Below are 19,660 nucleotides of genomic sequence, written 5' to 3' on the forward strand. Positions count from 1 at the left end.
GGCCGTCTGAAAAAGATTTTCAGACGGCCTTTTTTTCATTTTTCTATCGCCATTATTGTAAAAATTAATAAATGCGATAGTTAAAAACATAAGCCGATTTTGAAACAAAATCCGTCATCAAAATTTTTAAGCACATGAAATATATAAAAAACAACGTCTGTAAAGATTTTGTAAACAATATGTCTACGTCAACCTGAATTTTTCGATTTGATTTAAGTCAGCATATCTTGTGTCATTAATCCATAAAATATCCGGAATTCTACAAAATATTGATTAACCCGATAGAGGTTATCATCAAGACGAGGAACACAAAATGCAGAAAATTCCAGAATTAGTCTGCCCCGCCGGCAACCTGCCTGCACTGAAAACCGCTGTGGACAACGGTGCGGACACGGTTTACATGGGTTTGAAAGATGCAACCAATGCACGAAACTTTCCGGGACTGAATTTCGATATGAAATCTGCGCGAGAAGGCGTAGCTTACGCCCATGCGCGCGGACGCAATGTACTGATGGCCATCAATACATTCGCACAAGCCGGCCAAGTGGAGCGTTGGCACGCTGCTGTGGATACAGCGGCGGATTTGGGTGCCGATGCGATTATTGTTGCCGACCCCGCCATCATGGCGTATGCGGCAGACAAACATCCGAATTTACGCCTGCATATGTCGGTACAAGGTTCGGCCACCAATTACGAAGCCATCAATATGATGAAAGAGCTGTTCGGCATCCGTCGTGCCGTTTTGCCGCGCGTGCTGACCATCGATCAGGTCAAACATGTGATTGACAATACTGATGTGGAAATTGAAGTCTTTGGTTTCGGCAGTTTGTGTGTGATGGTGGAAGGCCGTTGCATCTTGTCGAGCTATGCAACAGGCGAATCGCCCAATATGCAAGGTGTCTGCTCTCCGGCAAAGTCCGTCCGCTGGGAACAACTGCCCGACCGCATGAACGTACGTCTAAACCAGGTATTGATAGACCAATACAAACCCAATGAACCCGCAGGTTATCCAACCTTGTGCAAAGGCCGCTTTGAAGTCAATGATGAAACCTACTATGCTTTGGAAGAACCGACCAGCCTGAATGTTTTGGAAATGTTGCCTGAACTCATCAAAATCGGGGTGTCTGCCATCAAAATCGAGGGACGCCAACGTAGTCCGATGTATACGGCGCAAGTAACTAAATCCCTGCGCCAAGCATTGGATGCAGCCGCAGCCAACCCGTCGCATTTCAAAGTCAATCCATCCTGGAACAATGCCTTGAGCAAAGTTTCGGAAGGTCATCAGACAACTTTGGGCGCATACAACCGCCCATGGAAATAAGGGGGAAAAAATGAATTCATTAAAATTGTCGCTGGGCCCTATTTTATTTTTCTGGCAAAAAGAAGCCCTGCTGGAATTTTACGTTTCCATGCTGGATACGCCGTTGGACACGGTCTATTTGGGCGAGGTAGTCTGCTCACGCCGTCAGAAAATGCGCTTTGCTGACTGGTTCGGACTGGCTGAAGACCTGGCAGAAAGCGGTAAGGAGATTATTCTTTCCTCACAAGTCCTGCTCGAAAGTGAATCTGATCTGAAACGCCTACGCAAAATCACAGAGCAGGGAAAGTTCAAAGTTGAAGCCAACGACATGGGGGCGGTTAAATTGGTACGCGAACATGGCATCCCGTTTGTTGCCGGTGCAAGCCTGAATATCTACAACGAAACCACTTTGGACGTATTCCGAAAATTAGGGGCATTCCGCTGGATTGCACCGTCTGAACTGAGCCGCGATAAGGTTGCCGAAATCATCAAGGCTGCAGACGGCATTGAAACCGAACTCTTCGCTTGGGGTAAAATGCCGCTCGCCTATTCCTCACGTTGCTTTACCGCCCGCCATTACAATCTGAATAAAGACAGTTGCGAATTCCGCTGTCTCGACCATGAGCACGGTATGGCCATGAATACGCGCGAAGGCCAGCCGTTTCTTACCATCAACGGCATCCAAACCATGTCTTACGGCTGCCAAAACCTACTGCCCCACCATGAAGACTTAAATAAAATCGGCATGAATATGCTCAGACTGTCGCCACAAATGCACGGCATGGCTGAAATTATCCAAATTCACCGTGATGTATTGGACGGGAAAGCCACATGGGAAGATATTCGCCCCGAGTTGGAACGACTGACTACCGGAACGCTGGTTGACGGCTATTGGCGCGGTCAGCCCGGTATTGAAACCGTGAAGGAGGCATATTATGGCGCTGCCTGAAATCATATTACCCAAATGGATGGCGAAAATCGGTACCAAACTTCCCGGCAAACCTCCGCGCTTTGTTTTAGTCTCCGTATTGAATACCATGCTGAAAAAAGGTTTACTGCCTGCCGATATGGAACTTTTTGCCGGAAAAAAATTCGAAATCGAAGTTTTGGATGCCGGTATTAAAGTGCGGTTTAGTGCCAATACCGAAAAATTCCTGGATGACAACTTCAGCGGCACCCCCGATCTGAGGCTGGCCGCCAACGGTATAGACTTCATGCGCATGATGATGCGCGAGGAAGATCCCGATACCTTATTTTTCAACCGTAAATTGCAAATTGAAGGCGATACGGAATTGGGATTAATTACCAAAAACTTACTCGACAGTGTCGAGTGGCCTTTCAGCGAATGGTTCCTGAAACGCAGTACATCCACTTTGGATTGATTAATTTTGGTTGAAACAAGAACAAAGGCCGTCTGAATGTTTCAGACGGCCTTATATATTTAGTCTCTTTAATATGTCTTTTCTCATCGGTTTTATCAAATATAAAAAAGCGTACCTTGTTAGGTACGCTTTTTTCAATCTGACTCAAAATTAGAATTTTGCGCCAGACTCGTTTGCCATAAAGTCTACAGCTGCTTTAACTTCATCATCGCTCAGGCTGCCATTGCCGCCTTTAGCCGGCATAGAATTAAAGCCTTCGATAGCATGTTTGTGCAGAGTGTCTTTACCTTGTTTGATGCGAGGAGCCCAGTCTTCTTTTTTACCTACGACAGGAGCGCCAGGAATCAAACCGCCATGACATGTTTTACAGCTGGCTTCAAAAACAGCTTTACCATCAACTTTGGCAGAAGCCTCTTCAGGTTTAGGAGCTGCTTTGGCATCTGATGCAGGAGCGGCAGATGCTGCGCTGTCAGCTGCAGGGGCTGATGCTTCGGCTGCAGGAGCAGCTGGAGCAGGCTCGGCTTTTTTAGCAGGAGCTTTTTTACCGTCTTTGTTGGACAAACCCCAAACATAGGCAGTCATGATGTGCAGCTTGTCTTTGTCGAGGAAGTGGCCCCAAGCAGGCATTTGGCTGCTGCGGCCGTTGGTAATGGTTTCGGTAATCGCTTTTTGAGTACCGCCCCACAACCATACATCGTCGGTCAGATTCGGGCCGAGGCCTTGGATACCTTGACCTTTGTCGCCGTGACAAGTGAAACAGTTGGCAGGTGGGCCGCTAAACAGGGCTTTACCACGCTCTGCACGTTCTTCGTCGTATTGACCTTTAGGTTTAGAAAGGGACATAACATATTGTGTTACGTTTTTCACACCTTCTTCACCCAAAGCAGGACCCCATGCAGGCATGGCGGCAGTACGGCCTTTTTCAATGGTTTCCTGAATTTTTTCAGGTTCGCCACCCCACAACCAGTCATCGTCAGTCAGATTTGGGAAGCCTTTAGAGCCTTTAGCATCTGAACCGTGACATTGGATACAGTAGGTATTGAAAAGGTTTTGACCAATAGCACGTGCTTCAGGATTTTTAGCCACTTGGTCAATCGGCATTTTGGCAAACTTAGCATACACTTGGCCGTATTCTTGTTCGGCTTTAGCAACCTCTTCTTCATACTGACCGTGGCTAGTCCAGCCCCAGATACCTTTAAAGTCACCGACACCCGGATACATGACCAAATAGCCGATACCGAAAATCCATGTCAGGACATAAAGCCAAAACCACCAGCGTGGCAGAGGATGGTTATATTCTGAGATACCGTCCCACTCATGACCTGTAGTTTGTACTTCTTCGCCCTTTTTAGGACGCTTCACAACGTTTTGGGAAAGCAGCAGCCATGCCAAGCCGATAAAGCTGAGCACGACAATAACTGCAATGTATATATTCCAGAAATTGCTGGTAAATTGGGATGTTGTGTTCATTCTTTTGCTCCGTGATCACGGACTAAACTGTTATCGCCCGTCTTTTTCAGACGACCCTTTATCATCATTGTCAAAAATACTGTTGGCAGCATCATCGTAGTTCTTTTTATTACGTCGATTAAAAACAATATAAAGCACTAAGATGAAACTGATAAAAACCCAAACAGTAAAGAGCGAGCGAGCCCAGTTCGCGTCCATGATGTTACCTTACGTTTTTCAATGCCAAGCCTAAGCCTTGCAGGTATGCAATCACCGCATCCAGCTCTGATTTGTTTGCCAAAGCTTCAGGAGCTTTTGCAATTTCTTCATCGCTGTAAGGCGTACCGACTTTACGCAGGGCTTTCATATGCGCCACAGTTGCCTCGGCATCGACTTTGTTGCGGGCAAGCCATGGGAAAGCAGGCATATTGGACTCCGGCACAACATCACGCGGATTCAGCAAGTGGATGCGGTGCCATTCGTCGGAATAGCGGCCGCCTACACGAGCCAAGTCCGGACCGGTACGTTTGGAACCCCATTGGAACGGATGGTCATAAACAGACTCACCGGCAACGGAGTAGTGACCATAACGTTCGGTTTCTGCACGGAACGGACGAATCATTTGAGAGTGGCAGTTGTAGCAGCCTTCGCGTACGTAAATATCACGACCGGCCACTTGCAAAGCGTTATAAGGTTTCACACCTTCAATAGGTTGGGTTACAGCCTTGGAGAAGAACAGCGGCACGGCTTCAATCAACAGACCTACGCTGACTACAAGCAGGGTAAATACAATCAGGACGCCAACTTTTTCTTCAGCTAATTGTTGTAATTTCATTTTGGTAGCCTTTTCTTATGTTTTTAGTGGTGCTGGGTTTGAGACACCGCGGGAATCTCGGCATCAACCGCTTTGCCACTGATGGCTGTACGGTAAACGTTGTATGCCATCATCAGCATACCGCTCAGGTACAGAAGACCGCCGGCAAAACGAATCATGTAGTAAGGCATGGTACGTTTTACAGATTCGACAAAGGAATAAGTCAGTGTGCCGTCTTCGTTCAAAGAACCCCACATCAGGCCTTGCATCACACCGGCAATCCACATCGCGGCGATATACAGAACCACACCGATGGTTGCAATCCAGAAATGCGCTTCAACCAATTTAGTGCTGTACATTTCGTTTTTACCGAAGAGGCGTGGGATCATATAGTAAACGGAACCGATGGTTACGAAGCCTACCCAACCCAATGCACCGGCGTGAACGTGTGCAACAGTCCAGTCAGTATAGTGGCTCAGAGCGTTAACTGTTTTGATAGACATCATCGGGCCTTCGAAGGTAGACATACCGTAGAAAGACAGAGAAACGATCAAGAATTTCAAAATCGGGTCGGTACGCAGTTTGTCCCATGCGCCGGACAGAGTCATGATACCGTTGATCATACCGCCCCAAGAAGGTGCGAACAGGATCAAAGACAATACCATACCCAAAGATTGAGTCCAGTCAGGCAATGCGGTGTAGTGCAAGTGGTGAGAACCTGCCCACATATAAGTGAAAATCAAAGCCCAGAAGTGAACGACGGACAAGCGGTAAGAGTAAATAGGACGGCCTGCTTGTTTTGGTACGAAGTAGTACATCATACCCAAGAAGCCGGCTGTCAGGAAAAAGCCTACTGCATTGTGGCCGTACCACCATTGAACCATCGCATCGATTGCACCAGCGTAAACCGGGTAAGATTTCATCAAACCGGCAGGGATGCTGATATTATTGACGATGTGCAACAGCGCAACAGCCAAGATGAAGCCGCCGTAGAACCAGTTGGCAACGTAAATATGTTTGATTTTACGTTTGGCAATCGTACCGAAGAATACGATAGCGTAGGCAACCCACACCAGCGTAATCAAAATGTCGATAGGCCATTCCAACTCGGCGTATTCTTTACCTTGGGTATAACCCATAGGCAAGCTGATAGCCGCAGCCACGATGACGGCCTGCCAACCCCAGAAGGTAAATGCAGGCAACCAACCGCCAAACAGACGGGTATTACATGTACGTTGAACAACGTAGTATGATGTACCAATCAGACCGCAACCACCGAATGCAAAAATAACCGCATTGGTATGCAGCGGACGCAAGCGGCCAAAGTGGAACCAAGGTCCAATTTCAGATAAATCAAGGGATGGAGCAAATAATTGGGCGGCTACAATTACACCGACCAACATGCCCACAATACCCCAAACTACAGTCATGATGGCGAACTGGCGCACCACTTTGTAGTTATAAGTTTGTGTGTCCATGGAAGTCTCCATAAATTATGGGTATAAAAAATTTTTATCTCACCCCAACCCTTACGTTTATGAAAAGCGCAATACGGCCAAGGCTCAAATTTTTCTAAATTTAACATAGACACCACAACATGCCAAGCAAAATTACATTCCATATTGCATAAAACCTTTAGTAAGACATAATCTTATTTCTTTTATAATCAATAAATTATTTAAATATATCCAATAAATCGGGCACAGTATTTTTTCAAGTCCCCTTTTTCGTACAGATTTATTGATATAGATTAAACCTAACCTTTTAAAACACTTATCCTTAATAAACTTTAGCAAACTATACGATAGCTATGATTAATTACAAAATTACCCCCAACTTTCTGTCTCATGAATGGCACATCACCTTATCATTCACTCAAGCCAATGATTCTGAAACAGAAATCAGCCTGCCCAACTGGGTTCCCGGCAGCTACCTCATCCGTGACTTTGCCCGCCACATCACACACATCAGTGCGCGTTGCAACGGCAAAGCCCAGCCGCTGACACAAACCAGCAAAAACCATTGGCAAACCCCTGCCCTCAGTGGAGCGTGGGAAATTTACTACACTGTTTACGCATTCGACTTATCCGTTCGCGGCTCGTTCCTCAGCACCGAGCGCGGCTTTTTCGACGGCGCATGCCTATTCTTAAAAGTACACGGACAAGAGGAACAACCGCACCAAGTCGAATTTCCTACCCTGCCACACACATGGCAGATAGCCACCACCCTGCCACAAATTTCGGCGACCACTTTTCAGACGGCCTCATATGCCGAGCTTATTGATCACCCTGTTGAAACAGGCATCATCGAATTTCTCGAATTTGAAGCACAAGGCATTCCCCACCGTATTGCATTAAGCGGCATCTATCCCGATTTTGACCGCGCCCGCTTCCTCGCCGATATTCAAAAAATCTGCGAAACCGAGTTGGCGATGTTCCCCTCCCCTGCCCCGTTTACCAAATACCTTTTCTTACTACATCTGGGCGACAACCTCTACGGCGGGCTGGAACACATCAGCAGCACCGCCCTGCTCGCCGATCGCCACAGTCTGCCACCCTATAATATGGGCGAGGCCGACAAAGCCTATACCGAATTACTCGGCCTCTTCTCCCATGAATACTTCCACGCATGGAACGTCAAATCCATCAAACCGGCCGTATTCGCACCTTACAACCTCGACCAAGAAAACTACACCGAGCAACTTTGGGCATTTGAAGGCATTACGTCCTACTACGACGACCTCTTTCTCGCCCGAAGCAAAACCATCAGCCCCGAAGCCTACCTTACCCTGCTTGCACAAGGCATTACACGCGTACAGCAGACACAAGGCCGTCTGAAACAAACACTTGCCCAATCCAGTTTCAGCGCATGGGACAAGTTCTACAAACAAGACGAAAACAGCCCTAACGCCATCGTCAGCTATTATCAAAAAGGCGCACTGGCCGCACTTTGCCTCGACCTTATCAGCCGTGAAAAAAGCCAAGGCAAATACAACCTCGACAGCGTGATGCAGCAACACTATCGCGACTGGTGCAACACCCATCAAGGCATACCCGAAAAACACTGGCAAATCCGCTGTCAAGAAATAACCGGTTTAGATTTAGAAACCTTCTTTCAGACGGCCTTATACAGCACCGATGATCTTCCGCTCGCAGAATGTCTGCAAAGCGTAGGTGTCAAACTCGACTTTATCCCCCTACCTCGTCAACACGGTGGAGCATTTGCAAGCGAACCCCAATCGGTTGCCCCAGCCAACGATTTGGGCGCACGTTTCAAACAAAACAGCGACTATGCCGTCCTGACTCATGTATTCAATGGCGGCAGCGCAGAAAATGCCGGACTCTGCCCGCAAGACAAAATCATCGCCTTGGGCGGCTACGCCTGCAACGACCTTGCAGCGCAGTGGAGCAAACTGCCTATCGGCACGCGCACCACCATCCATTTCTTCCGCCAAGGCTTGTTGCGCGAGACCAGCATCACAGTCCAAGCAGCAGAAGCCAATACCGCCCTGCTGCACATTACCGATCGCCAAAAACTCGAAAACTGGTTGTACAATCATTAAATAAAACTTCAGACGGCCTGCTACTTCACAGGCCGTCTGAAATCAACATACCCATTCAATATAAAGAAAGGAAAAACTATGCCCATCCGCAAGCTGACCGACTCCCTCTATATCGCCCCCCAACTGACCGAAGCCGATGTTCAAGAAGCCGTACGCCTCGGCATCCAAACCGTCATCTGCAACCGCCCGGACGGCGAAGAAGAAAACCAACCGGCTTTTGCCGAAGTGCAAAACTGGTTTAAAGAGGCCGGCATCAACCAATTCTCACACCAGCCCGTTGTCGCGCCTCAAATCAACGCAGCCGATGTTGCAGCCTTTCAAAATCTGTTGCAACAATCTCCAACTCCTATTCTTGCCTTCTGTCGTACCGGCACACGTTGCTCCCTGCTTTGGGGTTATCATCAAGTGCAACACGGCGCATCCGTAGCCGAAGTGGTTGCCGCAGCCGAACAGGCAGGCGTTAACCTCAGCAACTTTGAAGCTCGCCTGCAAGAAGCCAAAGATAAAGGTTTGGCTTAATACCTAATTTATATAGTAACTAGTAGCCCTTAAGGCCATCAGGCCGTCTGAAACCGATTATTCAGACGGCCTGATGGCCTTAGCTTATTTATAATTTATTTCCACTATCTTGGAGATATATTTTCTAAATTAAAACAGAATTGACCTGTGTCAATACCCCAATCCTATTTTCATTTATAATGCCTTTCAATGATTCAGGGCCATGCCCGAATCTTCCAGTTTCCTCGATAAGAGCCAGCTCTCTTATTAAATGATTTTTCTTTCCTCTTGATGTGTGTGTGTTTGGGTGTGGCTGAGTGCCACCCCCTTTTTTTATACCTACCCTCTTGAAGGCCGTCTGAAACTTTCAGACGGCCTTTCCTTTCCCCTAGCAAAAATAGTATAAAATCTCCTTATCGTTCAAATCATAAACCCAAAACACCATGGTCAACAAACTCACTCCCCCTCCCAGTCTGCCCGATCCGCAAGACCTCCGCGCCGTTATCGCCTACAACATGCGCCTCTACCGCGTCAATCACGGCTGGTCGCAAGAAGAACTCGCACGCCAATGCGGACTCGACCGCACCTACGTCTCCGCCGTCGAGCGCAAACGCTGGAACATCGCCCTTTCCAACATCGAAAAAATCGCATCCGCACTCAAAATCGCCCCTTACAAACTTCTCCTTCCGCCGCAAGAAATGCTCCGCCAAATGACCGAGCCTGCCGACACCCAAGCCTAATTCAAAACCAGATACCATCATGACCGCCGCCCAACAAGCCATCCAAACCTACCGGCAGCAAAAAGCCGCAGCAGAAACTGCCTACCGCCAAAACAACCGCCCTACCGTTTACTTCCGCGACCATATCACCGCTGCCGAAACCCTGCTGCAAACCCTCTGGCAAATCCACTTTCCCGACAGCGACGACATCAGTCTCATTGCCATCGGCGGCTTCGGGCGTTGCGAACTCTATCCCCATTCCGACTGGGACTTAGCAATTATTTCCTCGGCCCCATTTTCAGACGGCCTGCAACAACAAACCGCCCAATTTATCCAAACCCTTTGGGACGCACGCCTCAATCCCGCCATCAAAAGCGGCAGCATAGAAGAAATCCTCCAAAGCACCCAAAACGACATTACCGGCGAAACTGCCTTTCTTGAAGCACGCCATCTCCAAGGCAATGCTAACCTTACCGCCCAACTTCTAAACAAACTCAATACACGCCGCGACACAGCCGCCTTTATCGAAGCCAAACTCCTCGAAATGGAGCAACGCCATACCAAATCCCAAGGCACAGGCGCACAACTCGAACCCAACATCAAAACCTGCCCCGGCGGCCTGCGTGACATCCACACCCTTATCTGGACAGCCAAAGCACAAGGCATAGACAGCAACCCCACCGCCCTCGTTACCGCCGGCGTCCTCACACGCACCGAAGCCGGCATGCTGGCTCATGGCTACCGCCGTCTCGCCAATATCCGCATTCACCTCCACCTTACTGCCGACCGCCCCGAAGACAGGCTGCTTTTCGACTACCAGTCCCAAGTTGCCGAAAGCTTAGGCTATACCCAACCCGACATCCGCGGCCGAAGCGAAGCCCTGATGCACACCTTCTACCGTGCCACCAAAGCCATCAAACAACTCAACGGCATCCTCATACCGGTTCTCAAAAACCATCAAACCTCCAGCCGTCCCCAACATATCCACCCCATCGACAGCCGCTACAAACGCATCGGCCACCAAATCGCCGCCAACGATCTTGCCCTGTTTGAACACAACCCCGAACACATCTTCACCATCATCCAAACCATGCAGGAGCAAAACATCACCACCATCGAGCCGCAAACACTGCGCGCATGGTGGGCGGCCACACGAAAAATCAACACCCGTTTTACCCAAAATCCAGAAAACCGCCGCCGCTTTATCCAATTCTTCAAGCACGGTACCGGCCTCACCCAAACCCTCCGTTTTCTCAACCTCTACGGCGTACTTGGCCGCTATCTCCCCGCATGGGAAAAAATCACCGGCCTGCTGCAACACGACCTCTTCCATATTTACCCCGTAGACGACCACATCCTGACCGTCGTCCGCAATATGCGCCGTCTCGCCATCGAAACCCACAGCCACGAAATGCCCGAAGCCAGCGCCATCATGCAGGCCTATCCACGACCACATGTTCTCTACACCGCCGCCCTGCTGCACGACATCGCCAAAGGCCGTGGCGGCGATCACGCCAAAGAAGGCATCAAAGACGCACAACAATTCGCCGCCAACCACTACTACACCGAAGAAGAAAGCCACCTCCTCGCATGGCTGGTTGAAAACCACCTGCTCATGTCCACCGTTGCCCAAAAAGAAGACATCCAAGACCCGCACGTCCTCCAAGCCTTCTGCCGCCGTATTCCCACACGCGAATACCTCGACGCACTCTACCTGCTTACCATTGCCGACATCCGCGGCACCAACCCCAAACTTTGGAACACATGGCGCGCCAGTCTGCTCCAAACCCTCTACCACAGCACCGCCGCCGTTTTAAACAGCAAACACCACGATCCCGAACGCCTCCCCAACCGACGCGAACAAGCCTCGACCGATCAGCTCACACGCGCGGCCGTTCCACTCAAAAACCAACAAAAACTCCGCCGCATCCTCGGCAGCGCATACTACGTCCGCCATCAAACGCGGGAAATCCTCTGGCACACCGCAAACCTCGCCTACGACACCCAAAGTCCGGCCGTCCGCAGCCGCATCCTTCCCCAAAGCAACAGCCTTCAAGTCATGGTATTCATGCCCAATGGCGACCGCCTCTTCGCACGCCTCTGCCGCATCTTCAGCAGCCACCGCTTCGACATCCAAGCCGCCCGCGCCTTCATCACCGAGCACGACTACATCCTCGACACCTTTATTCTCCAACTTCCCGACAATCTCCCGCCCGAAGAATATCCCGACCGCCAAAGCGCACTTGAAGCCGAACTCAACAGCTTCATCCACGGCAATACCACCGTTCAAAAACAAAGCGGCCGCCCGCACATCAGCCGCCGCATCCGCCACATCCCCATTCCGCCTACCGTAATCATCACCCCCGAAGAAGACTATCCTGGCTGGCACACCATAGACATCACCGCCGTCAACCGCCCCCACCTCCTCGCCGACATCGCCGAGACCTTCTTCGCCCACAACATCAGCCTGCGCTACGCCAAAATTACCACCTTGGATCAGCGCATTGAGGACAGCTTCATTACCTACAGCCCATCCCTGCAAGACCCGCAAATCCAAAACACCCTAAAGCAGGCATTGGTCGAAGTCTTAACCCCATAAAGGCCGTCTGAACATCTTAAAAACATAGGGTGAGCATTTTTTGCTCACCCTAATCGCACCCAAAAATATAAACATCCTGAATATACCCTTCTCAAACACTCAAGAAATCCAAAGCCTTAAAATTCGAAACCAAAACTTCCTTCTGACATAAAACTACATTCTAAAATCATAACCCATATGGATATAATTTCAGTAACAAATTTTCATTCACCTATTATGCCAAATCCCCTTCAAAAATCCTTCCTTCCAAATTTTTTCCTTATCCGTATTCAAACAAAATACGCATAAAAAATAAAACTCATAAAAAACAAAAAAATAAAATCAAAAAATATTAAACTCACCGATTAATCCATAAAATCACCACCCATCCAAATCAATTAACATATTATTGAAACAAGATTAATTTCTGACAAAAAACGTCACATGACCAAACTCGCACACACTCCCTGTCACAAAAAACACAAAACTGACAAAAAACGTCAACTCCCTAATTTCTCTAAAATCCTGAAACTTTCAAACAAAACATCACAAAATTTAAAATTTTAAAAATAATCCCAATAAAAACAATAAATAAAAAATAAAAAATAAATTTTTTAATCAATTTTGCGCACTTGGCACACCGACTGCTTGAAACAACACGTCCGATAAGGCCCAAGCCTCAAAGCAGCAAGCCCGACGGAAGCTGTATATTCCTTCTTACTTATGGTTTACTCATAATACATAGTGCCAAGCACATTACGGACTTTTTACTTAAACACAATTATTCACACTTTCAAACTGGAGTTTTAAACAATGAAAGCAATCCAAAAAGGTTTTACCCTGATCGAATTGATGATCGTCATCGCGATTATCGGCATCTTGGCAGTTATCGCCCTGCCTGCATACCAAGACTACACTGCACGTGCTCAAGTTTCTGAAGCCATCTCTTTGATGGAAGGTCAAAAGTCTGCTGTTGTTGAATACTATGCAGATAAAGGTAAATGGCCTAAAAATAATACAGAGGCTGGTATCGCAGCACCTACCGATATTAAAGGTAAATACGTTGCTCAAGTTGCTGTAGGCACAAATGGTGTTCTGACTGCAACAATGAAAAATACTGATGTCAATAATGATATTAAAGGTAAAACAGTTATGTTATCACCTGATGTAACTGGTAATGCTACCTCTTCTAAAGGTTCTTTCACTTGGACCTGTAAGAAAGGTACTGTTGATAGCAAATTCTTGCCTTCTTCTTGCCGTTAATAATTTGTTACCAACAAATTTAAAAGCTTAAAGAGCAAATCCCATAATGTGATTATGGGATTTGCTTTATAAAAATAAAAAAAACTTAAAAACGATACGCTCAAATGAATACCCCATTTCAAGCCCAAAAAGGTTTTACCCTAATTGAGCTGATGATAGTTATCGCCATCCTCGGTATTCTGGTTGTTGTCGCCATACCCACTTATCAAAACTATATCGGTAGGGCGCAAGCCTCCGAAGCACTATACCTTGCCGACGACCTGAAAACCGAAATCAGCATTGCCTCAGCGGTAAATAATCGCCTGCCCAATGCAGAGGATGTCAGTAAACAAGGCTCAATCGGCGTTACCGCTCAACGCATCGGCGGCACATACATCCAAAACGGTGGCGTAACTGTAGAAGCAGATACAGGCAAAATCAGCATTCCTTTCGATAAAGGGCAAAACAAAGGCAAAGTCCTGACCCTGACCCCTTATCGAAATCATAACGATTCGACTTGGTTGCTCAACTGGCAATGCGGCGGAACGCTGGATCCGATAATGGTTCCCGCCATGTGCCGTGACAACTCACACGGATAAGAAGCAAGCATATACCCTAAGAAAAACACACAAATACATTGCAAAGAAAACACCCCAAACAAAGCCAAATACAAACGCGGAAAGCGAACAAACCAAAAGAACAAAACTCTCCAAAACAAGGTCCTTAAGAGCCTGAATGATCACATTACGAAAATAAATGCCGTCTGAAATCATTTTCAGACGGCCTCTTTATATCCAATCCTAATATGACATAAAACTTTGGTCTTGATTAGTTTCAGACGGCCTTCATCTTTTCACCACTACATAAAACAAATTCGCAACACCCCTGATAAGACAATTTGTCGCACATCTGAACTCAATATATAATTTAACCATGCAAGTCTTTATTTTTAAGCATTTTTCATTTTCAAAACATATATTATCGACACTGGGAGAACCATCATGCCTCATCTAAACTTGGACAAAACGGATTTAAAAATTCTGCAGGTTTTGCAGGAAAATGGGCGGTTGAGCAATGTTGAGCTTTCTGAAAAGGTGGCGCTCTCCCCTTCTCCCTGCCTGCGCCGTCTCAAACAGCTTGAAGATGCTGGCATCATTCAAAAATATGCCGCCCAGCTTTCCCCTGTCTCTTTGGGCTTGGGTTTGCAGGCTTTTATCCGTGTATCGATTAGCAAGGCAAAAGATGCGCGCGAGGATTTTTCCGAATCTGTCCGCGCTTGGCCGGAAGTATTGAGCTGCTTTGCTTTAACGGGCGAAACCGATTATCTGCTCCATGCCTTTTTTACCGATATGAACGCGTTTTCCCATTTTGTTTTGGACACGCTGCTTTCGCACCACGGCGTGCAAGATGCGCAATCAAGTTTTGTGTTGAAAGAAATTAAAAACACGACTGCTCTGCCTTTGGTTCATTTGGTTCAGGATTGATGATTTGAAACCGATAAAGGCCGTCTGTTTTTCAGACGGCCTTTTAAATTCCAATGGTTTGCTTTCATGTCCATACACTTGTATACTTTTTAAGAATAATTCACATAAGCTTTTACTATGACTGACACCACCCATCTCGATAGCAATACTGTTTCAGAACATACCAAACAATGGCTGGAAAAAGCCGTTATCGGGCTGAATCTCTGCCCGTTTGCCAAAGCGCCGCACGTTAAAAACCTGGTTCGCATCGTTGTCAGCGAAGCCCGTCATTTGGATGGTTTCCTTGAAGACTTGGATCGTGAATTGCAGCTTCTGGGCAATACGCCCGCTTCGGAATTGGAAACCACTTTACTGGTTCATCCAACGCTGTTCCCTGATTTTGAAACCTTCAACCAAATGTTGGAAATCGCCGATGATGCCGTTGTAGAAAACGAATTGGAAGGCATTGTCCAAATTGCGCCGTTCCATCCTGACTTCCAATTTGAAGGCACTGAAGCCGACAACATCAGCAACTACACCAATCGCTCACCCTACCCGACTTTGCACTTGATTCGTGAAGACAGTATTGCCAAAGCGGCTGAAGCATTTCCCGATGCCTCGGCAATTTTTGACCGCAATATCGCGCTGCTGGAAAAAATGGGGCATGAGGGCTGGGATAAATTAGACATTCCGCGTTGTCCATTTCCACATCACAAGCCGTCTGAAAACAAATAATTGGTGACGGGAATATGGTTCGCTATTTATTGATTTTTTGCGGCGCATTGTCGCTCGTCTTGGGCATTATTGGCATTTTCCTGCCATTACTGCCGACTACGCCTTTCATTTTATTGACCGCCGCCTTCTGGGCAAAAGCTTCGCCGCGCTTTCACAATTGGCTGTATCATCACCGCCATTTCGGCCCGATCATACAAAACTGGGAAAATAACGGCGCCGTGCCACGCAAGGCAAAATTCTTCGCTATCGGCATGATGGCCCTTTCTTGCCTGTTTATGTTTTGGCAATTTCCAGAACGCTGGTGGATGGGTGCCGTTTCATCAGTCTTCTGTAGCTGCGTGGCAGTGTGGATGTGGTTACGGCCGGAGGCATAAAATAAAACAGGTGGGCATTTTCGCTTACCTGTTTTTTATTTTCACACCTAATTTATCCATTAAAACAATCAGTAAGGACTAAAACACCCTATTTCATCCTCATTTTTCAGACGGCCTCCATTTATTCAATCAAATGTAAATTTTAGCTAAAATTAATTCAAAGTATTTTTTCGATAGCATTATTTTCAATATTTCAAACTCCTGTTTCAAAAACATTTTTTTACTACTTTCGACTACTTCCCTCCCTTTTATTTCTTTATTTGTATCAACATTTCTTTTGATTCCAACACTCTAAACCGTCCCTTAACACTTGCTTTGCGTTATACTTTCCCCTGACACCACCGCGCAGTTCGTCTGGATATTTTCAGACGGCCTGAATATTTCACCGCCGTGCTTTCTCAACGAAGTTCCTCACGGCGCAACAGAATAAAAAGGAAATACTATGCGCTATCTCTCATTTTTACTGCTTCTTGCCGCCTTTCCTGCTGCGGCATCCGATTTTGACGGCTCATCCGCAAGCCTGCTTTGGGGTCTGCCGTTTGCACTGATTCTCTTGTCTATTGCACTCGGACCTCTGTTTTTCTCCCATACTTGGCACCACCACTTCGGCAAAATTACGGCGTTTTGGACGCTGCTGTTTTTAACTCCATTCATCGTAACCTTTGGTTTCGGAGCCGGCGTACATACCGTTGCCCATGCATTGGTTGAAGAATATATCCCCTTTATCCTGCTGCTTTTGGCGCTCTATACCATTTCAGGCGGTATTTTTGTCAGCGGCGATTTGCATGGTTCGCCTAAATTGAACACAATCCTGTTGGCAGTCGGTACGGCTTTGTCTTCCATCATGGGGACAACAGGCGCGGCGATGCTGATGATTCGTCCGCTTTTGAAAGCCAACCATAAACGCCACTACCGCGTTCACATTGTGATTTTCTTCATTTTCTTGGTGGCAAATATCGGCGGTGGTCTGACTCCTTTAGGCGATCCTCCGCTGTTCTTAGGATTCCTGAAAGGCGTAGATTTCATGTGGACGGTCAAACACATGCTGATGCCTGTATTGATCAGTTCTGTGGTTTTACTGGCCGTTTTCTACATCATCGACAGCCGACACTTCAACCGTGAACAAAGCGAACACCTTGCTCCTGCTCCTTCCGATAAAGAAGAAAAAGTCAAAATTTACGGCAAATGGAATTTCCTGTTGCTGGCCGGTGTAGTCGGCGCGGTTTTATTGTCCGGCTTGTGGAAACCAAATCATCCGGGCTTTGAAATCTTGGGCAGCCATTACGCCTTGCAAAACCTGATGCGCGATGGCATTTTGCTGGCTTTGACCGCCGTATCTTGGATTATTACGCCCAAACAGGTACGCGCAGGCAATGAGTTCAACTTCGAGCCGATTGCCGAAGTGGGCAAACTGTTTTTGGGTATTTTCATTACCATTTCCCCCGTCTTGGCGATTTTGAAAGCTGGTGAAACAGGCGCATTGGCTTCTGTTGTTTCTTTGGTTCACGACGCGGCAGGCAATCCGATTAATGTGATGTATTTCTGGATGAGCGGTTTGTTGTCGGCATTCTTGGATAACGCGCCGACTTATTTGGTGTTCTTCAATATGGCCGGTGGCGATGCCCAAGCTTTGATGACAGGCCATCTGTTCCATTCGCTGCTGGCAGTATCCATGGGTTCCGTATTTATGGGCGCGCTCACTTATATCGGTAATGCGCCGAACTTCATGGTCAAAGCCATTGCCGAACAACGCGGCGTACCGATGCCTTCCTTCTTCGGCTACATGGCATGGTCGGTAATTGTATTGGTACCGCTGTTTGCCCTGCATACGATGATTTTCTTCGTTTGGCAGCTCTTTTAAAACTTAGAGGCCGTCTGAAATTCAGACGGCCTTTTATTTTCAGCTATATCATCAAATATAGCGTTTAAATATCAATCAGTTAAAAATTATTTCCCTTAACACTCGATTACACATTCCTACTTTTTTCCCAATTTTCCCGTAAAAATAAGCGTAAAACTGACATAAAGCAGCCTATACCTGATAAAATCTAAAGCTTTGTTGTTTGCGTTTATTCATTGTTTTTATAGCAAACCTCTGCTTTTTTTTAGACGGCCCACCCTTTGTTTCAAAGCATTACATGCCGTCTGAAAAAACAATCCGACATCCGAATCTCAACCCACCAAAAAGTAACGCATCCTTATGATTAAGATAAAAAAAGGCTTAGACCTGCCTATCGCAGGCAGACCGGAGCAAGTCATTTATGACGGCCCGGCCATTACCGAAGTCGCGTTGCTTGGCGAAGAATATGTCGGCATGCGCCCCTCGATGAAAATCAAGGAAGGCGAAGCCGTCAAAAAAGGCCAAGTGCTGTTTGAAGACAAAAAGAATCCGGGCGTAGTATTTACCGCTCCGGCTTCAGGCAAAATCGCCGCGATTCACCGTGGCGAAAAGCGCGTACTTCAGTCAGTCGTGATTGCCGTTGAAGGCAACGACGAAATCGAGTTCGAACGCTACGCACCTGAAGCGCTGGCAAAATTGAGCAGCGAAGAAGTGCGCCGCAACCTGATTCAATCCGGTTTGTGGACTGCGCTGCGTACCCGTCCGTTCAGCAAAATCCCTGCCGTCGATGCCGAGCCGTTCGCCATCTTCGTCAATGCGATGGACACCAATCCGCTGGCTGCCGATCCTACAGTCATCATCAAAGAAGCCTCCGAGGACTTCAAACGCGGCCTGTTGGTATTGAGCTGCCTGACCGAGCGTAAAATCCATGTGTGTAAAGCAGCAGGCGCAGATGTGCCGTCTGAAAACGCTGCCAACATCGAAACACATGAATTTGGCGGCCCGCATCCTGCTGGTTTGAGTGGCACGCACATTCATTTCATCGAACCAGTCGGTGCGAACAAAACCGTTTGGACCATCAATTATCAAGATGTAATTGCCATTGGCCGTTTGTTTGCAACAGGCCGTCTGAACACCGAACGCGTTGTTGCCCTGGGCGGCTCTCAAGTCAACAAACCGCGCCTCTTGCGTACCGTTTTGGGTGCGAAAGTATCGCAAATTACTGCGGGCGAATTGGTTGATGCAGACAACCGCGTGATTTCCGGCTCAGTATTGAACGGCGCGATTGCACAAGGCGCGCACGATTACCTCGGCCGCTACCACAATCAGATTTCCGTTATCGAAGAAGGCCGCAGCAAAGAGCTGTTCGGCTGGGTTGCGCCACAACCGGACAAATACTCCATCACGCGCACAACCCTCGGCCATTTCCTGAAAAACAAACTCTTCAAGTTCAACACAGCCGTCAACGGCGGCGACCGCGCCATGGTACCGATCGGCACTTACGAGCGCGTGATGCCGTTGGACATCCTGCCTACCCTGCTCTTGCGCGATTTAATCGTCGGCGATACCGACAGCGCTCAGGCATTGGGTTGCTTGGAATTGGACGAAGAAGACCTCGCTTTGTGCAGCTTCGTCTGCCCGGGCAAATACGAATACGGCCCGCTGTTGCGCAAGGTGCTGGAAACCATTGAGAAGGAAGGCTGA

18 protein-coding genes are annotated in these 19,660 nt (G+C 47.6%); 14 read left to right on the forward strand and 4 right to left on the reverse strand.

The genetic code is table 11. The features are described from left to right. Positions 1–313: 313 nt before the first annotated feature. The 3 genes from HMPREF2675_RS09545 to HMPREF2675_RS09555 are packed head-to-tail and all read left to right on the forward strand — an operon-like array spanning position 314 to position 2,682. Positions 314–1,321: a ubiquinone anaerobic biosynthesis protein UbiU gene (locus HMPREF2675_RS09545; RefSeq protein ID WP_070814894.1), complete on the forward strand. Its 1,008-nt coding sequence runs from the start codon at positions 314–316 to the stop codon at positions 1,319–1,321. Positions 1,322–1,331: 10 nt separating this feature from the next. Then, the gene (locus HMPREF2675_RS09550) at positions 1,332–2,249 is read left to right on the forward strand and encodes a U32 family peptidase (RefSeq protein WP_070814896.1); all 918 of its coding nucleotides are present in this window, start codon (positions 1,332–1,334) and stop codon (positions 2,247–2,249) included. Next, positions 2,236–2,682 carry a ubiquinone anaerobic biosynthesis accessory factor UbiT gene (locus HMPREF2675_RS09555; protein WP_070814897.1) on the forward strand — a complete coding sequence of 149 codons (447 nt, stop codon included), beginning with the start codon at positions 2,236–2,238 and terminating at the stop codon, positions 2,680–2,682. Before HMPREF2675_RS09550 ends, HMPREF2675_RS09555 begins: the two co-directional genes overlap by 14 nt. Positions 2,683–2,832: 150 nt before the next feature. Here the strand turns inward: HMPREF2675_RS09555 and ccoP are convergent, their stop codons facing one another. Genes ccoP through ccoN form a run of 4 tightly spaced genes read right to left on the reverse strand, consistent with a single transcriptional unit; the run spans position 2,833 to position 6,423 of the window. After that, positions 2,833–4,152, reverse strand: coding sequence for a cytochrome-c oxidase, cbb3-type subunit III (ccoP, locus tag HMPREF2675_RS09560; RefSeq protein WP_083323916.1), 1,320 nt, complete (start codon positions 4,150–4,152; stop codon positions 2,833–2,835). Positions 4,153–4,182: 30 nt separating this feature from the next. Beyond that, positions 4,183–4,350 (reverse strand): cbb3-type cytochrome oxidase subunit 3, encoded by a 168-nt coding sequence (locus HMPREF2675_RS09565; RefSeq protein WP_003680865.1) that lies wholly within the window; start codon positions 4,348–4,350, stop codon positions 4,183–4,185. 4 nt (positions 4,351–4,354) lie between these two features. Continuing rightward, the gene (ccoO, locus tag HMPREF2675_RS09570; RefSeq protein ID WP_070814899.1) at positions 4,355–4,966 is read right to left on the reverse strand and encodes a cytochrome-c oxidase, cbb3-type subunit II; all 612 of its coding nucleotides are present in this window, start codon (positions 4,964–4,966) and stop codon (positions 4,355–4,357) included. A gap of 23 nt (positions 4,967–4,989) precedes the next feature. After that, positions 4,990–6,423 carry a cytochrome-c oxidase, cbb3-type subunit I gene (ccoN, locus tag HMPREF2675_RS09575; RefSeq protein WP_210399859.1) on the reverse strand — a complete coding sequence of 478 codons (1,434 nt, stop codon included), beginning with the start codon at positions 6,421–6,423 and terminating at the stop codon, positions 4,990–4,992. Between the two features lie 332 nt (positions 6,424–6,755). Here ccoN and HMPREF2675_RS09580 point away from each other — a divergent pair, with 332 nt between their 5' ends. From HMPREF2675_RS09580 to HMPREF2675_RS09630, 11 genes are all read left to right on the forward strand, one after another. Then, positions 6,756–8,507, forward strand: coding sequence for a M61 family metallopeptidase (locus tag HMPREF2675_RS09580; protein ID WP_070814903.1), 1,752 nt, complete (start codon positions 6,756–6,758; stop codon positions 8,505–8,507). A gap of 78 nt (positions 8,508–8,585) precedes the next feature. After that, positions 8,586–9,026, forward strand: coding sequence for a TIGR01244 family sulfur transferase (locus tag HMPREF2675_RS09585; protein ID WP_049323902.1), 441 nt, complete (start codon positions 8,586–8,588; stop codon positions 9,024–9,026). 422 nt (positions 9,027–9,448) lie between these two features. Further along, positions 9,449–9,745 (forward strand): helix-turn-helix domain-containing protein, encoded by a 297-nt coding sequence (locus HMPREF2675_RS09590; RefSeq protein WP_003680870.1) that lies wholly within the window; start codon positions 9,449–9,451, stop codon positions 9,743–9,745. 19 nt (positions 9,746–9,764) lie between these two features. Beyond that, a complete protein-coding gene (glnD, locus tag HMPREF2675_RS09595; RefSeq protein ID WP_070814904.1) occupies positions 9,765–12,323 on the forward strand; it encodes a [protein-PII] uridylyltransferase in 2,559 nt (852 codons plus the stop codon). 792 nt (positions 12,324–13,115) lie between these two features. Further along, entirely contained in the window at positions 13,116–13,565 is a 450-nt protein-coding gene (locus tag HMPREF2675_RS09600; protein ID WP_070460312.1) for a pilin, read from the forward strand. Positions 13,566–13,669: 104 nt separating this feature from the next. After that, entirely contained in the window at positions 13,670–14,143 is a 474-nt protein-coding gene (locus tag HMPREF2675_RS09605; protein WP_070460313.1) for a pilin, read from the forward strand. 402 nt (positions 14,144–14,545) lie between these two features. Next, positions 14,546–15,028, forward strand: coding sequence for an Lrp/AsnC family transcriptional regulator (locus HMPREF2675_RS09610; protein WP_003684427.1), 483 nt, complete (start codon positions 14,546–14,548; stop codon positions 15,026–15,028). Positions 15,029–15,145: 117 nt separating this feature from the next. After that, positions 15,146–15,742 (forward strand): DUF1415 domain-containing protein, encoded by a 597-nt coding sequence (locus HMPREF2675_RS09615; protein WP_070460316.1) that lies wholly within the window; start codon positions 15,146–15,148, stop codon positions 15,740–15,742. A 14-nt stretch (positions 15,743–15,756) separates the two neighbouring features. After that, positions 15,757–16,116, forward strand: a complete 360-nt coding sequence (locus HMPREF2675_RS09620) for a YbaN family protein (RefSeq protein ID WP_070460318.1) — start codon at positions 15,757–15,759, stop codon at positions 16,114–16,116. Positions 16,117–16,558: 442 nt separating this feature from the next. Then, the gene (locus HMPREF2675_RS09625) at positions 16,559–17,977 is read left to right on the forward strand and encodes a sodium:proton antiporter (RefSeq protein ID WP_070460320.1); all 1,419 of its coding nucleotides are present in this window, start codon (positions 16,559–16,561) and stop codon (positions 17,975–17,977) included. Between the two features lie 339 nt (positions 17,978–18,316). Beyond that, complete coding sequence (locus HMPREF2675_RS09630) at positions 18,317–19,660, forward strand: Na(+)-translocating NADH-quinone reductase subunit A (protein ID WP_070460322.1); 1,344 nt, start codon at positions 18,317–18,319, stop codon at positions 19,658–19,660.

This window comes from Neisseria sp. HMSC061H08 (assembly GCF_001836795.1).
Taxonomy (GTDB): Bacteria; Pseudomonadota; Gammaproteobacteria; order Burkholderiales; family Neisseriaceae; genus Neisseria; species Neisseria subflava_A.

Excerpts from the sequence above, each read along its gene's own strand:
- HMPREF2675_RS09545 (WP_070814894.1), top strand. The coding sequence starts at position 314 with ATGCAGAAAATTCCAGAATTAGTCTGCCCCGCCGGCAACCTGCCTGCA.
- HMPREF2675_RS09550 (WP_070814896.1), top strand. The coding sequence starts at position 1,332 with ATGAATTCATTAAAATTGTCGCTGGGCCCTATTTTATTTTTCTGGCAA.
- HMPREF2675_RS09555 (WP_070814897.1), top strand. The coding sequence starts at position 2,236 with ATGGCGCTGCCTGAAATCATATTACCCAAATGGATGGCGAAAATCGGT.
- ccoP (WP_083323916.1), bottom strand. The coding sequence starts at position 4,152 with ATGAACACAACATCCCAATTTACCAGCAATTTCTGGAATATATACATT.
- HMPREF2675_RS09565 (WP_003680865.1), bottom strand. The coding sequence starts at position 4,350 with ATGGACGCGAACTGGGCTCGCTCGCTCTTTACTGTTTGGGTTTTTATC.
- ccoO (WP_070814899.1), bottom strand. The coding sequence starts at position 4,966 with ATGAAATTACAACAATTAGCTGAAGAAAAAGTTGGCGTCCTGATTGTA.
- ccoN (WP_210399859.1), bottom strand. The coding sequence starts at position 6,423 with ATGGACACACAAACTTATAACTACAAAGTGGTGCGCCAGTTCGCCATC.
- HMPREF2675_RS09580 (WP_070814903.1), top strand. The coding sequence starts at position 6,756 with ATGATTAATTACAAAATTACCCCCAACTTTCTGTCTCATGAATGGCAC.
- HMPREF2675_RS09585 (WP_049323902.1), top strand. The coding sequence starts at position 8,586 with ATGCCCATCCGCAAGCTGACCGACTCCCTCTATATCGCCCCCCAACTG.
- HMPREF2675_RS09590 (WP_003680870.1), top strand. The coding sequence starts at position 9,449 with ATGGTCAACAAACTCACTCCCCCTCCCAGTCTGCCCGATCCGCAAGAC.
- glnD (WP_070814904.1), top strand. The coding sequence starts at position 9,765 with ATGACCGCCGCCCAACAAGCCATCCAAACCTACCGGCAGCAAAAAGCC.
- HMPREF2675_RS09600 (WP_070460312.1), top strand. The coding sequence starts at position 13,116 with ATGAAAGCAATCCAAAAAGGTTTTACCCTGATCGAATTGATGATCGTC.
- HMPREF2675_RS09605 (WP_070460313.1), top strand. The coding sequence starts at position 13,670 with ATGAATACCCCATTTCAAGCCCAAAAAGGTTTTACCCTAATTGAGCTG.
- HMPREF2675_RS09610 (WP_003684427.1), top strand. The coding sequence starts at position 14,546 with ATGCCTCATCTAAACTTGGACAAAACGGATTTAAAAATTCTGCAGGTT.
- HMPREF2675_RS09615 (WP_070460316.1), top strand. The coding sequence starts at position 15,146 with ATGACTGACACCACCCATCTCGATAGCAATACTGTTTCAGAACATACC.
- HMPREF2675_RS09620 (WP_070460318.1), top strand. The coding sequence starts at position 15,757 with ATGGTTCGCTATTTATTGATTTTTTGCGGCGCATTGTCGCTCGTCTTG.
- HMPREF2675_RS09625 (WP_070460320.1), top strand. The coding sequence starts at position 16,559 with ATGCGCTATCTCTCATTTTTACTGCTTCTTGCCGCCTTTCCTGCTGCG.
- HMPREF2675_RS09630 (WP_070460322.1), top strand. The coding sequence starts at position 18,317 with ATGATTAAGATAAAAAAAGGCTTAGACCTGCCTATCGCAGGCAGACCG.